Source organism: Corallococcus interemptor (assembly GCF_003668875.1).
Classification (GTDB): Bacteria; Myxococcota; Myxococcia; order Myxococcales; family Myxococcaceae; genus Corallococcus; species Corallococcus interemptor.
In genome coordinates this window covers 1-826 of record NZ_RAWM01000283.1, presented here as the reverse complement: position 1 = coordinate 826, position 826 = coordinate 1, and the positions used below count along the sequence as shown (strand labels likewise).

The 826-nt window shown below is 68.8% G+C and carries 1 protein-coding gene; it reads right to left on the bottom strand.

Going from position 1 to position 826, the window contains the following annotated elements; genetic code table 11:
- Positions 1-89: 89 nt before the first annotated feature.
- A partial coding sequence (locus tag D7X96_RS39120) for an IS3 family transposase (RefSeq protein WP_121772006.1) occupies positions 90-826 on the bottom strand: 737 nt, incomplete at its 5' end.

Sequence of the window (826 nt, the reverse complement as noted above, 5' to 3'; positions counted from 1 at the left end):
GGCCCACCCAAGCCGCAGACGCTGCCGAGTGCCGTCTGGATCAACAACCCCGCCCGGTTGGCCAACTCACTGGAGGTTGCGCAGTAATCTCACGAACTCGCTGTCTCACTCACGTTGACAGGTTCCGCTGGGGCTCGGCGCTGAGCGCGCAGATAGACGGCGTGGCGGTGCGCGAGGACGGTCGCCTCCATGCCGAAGTGGCGCTCGTCGGGGGTGACGAACCGAATGCCGGAGTGGCGATGCAAGCCGTTGTACCAGGCGGTGAAGCGAGCCACCCACTCGCGAGCCTCCTCCCGCGAGGCGAAGGGGCTCCCGGGAAAGGAGGGCCGGTACTTGAGCGTGCGGAAGAGGGCCTCGGAGAAGGCATTGTCGTCTGAGACGCGGGGCCGGCTGAAAGACGGGGTGACGCCCAGCCACTGAAGCGTCGCCATCAGCGTGGCGCCCTTCATGGGCCCGCCGTTGTCCGAGTGAAGGACAAGGCCCTGGGGACAGCCCGCGGCCTCCCACGCGGTACGGACGAGGGTGGCGGCGTGCTCCGCGGATTCCTCCGTGTGCACCTGCCAGCCCATGATGCGGCGGCTGTACACATCCACGACAAGGTAGAGGTAGAGGTAGGCGCCCCGCACGGGCCCCCGCAGGTAGGTGATGTCCCAGCTCCACACCTGATTGGGTGCGCGGGCCACGTGCTCCGCCTTCGGACGCGCGACAGGCGCGCGAGCGCGTCCGCGGTGGGCCAGTTGCTTCGCCTCGCGCAGCACGCGGTAGAAGCTGGACTCGCTGGCGAGGTACTCCCCACGGTCGGCCAGGGCCGGCACCAGTTGCTTGG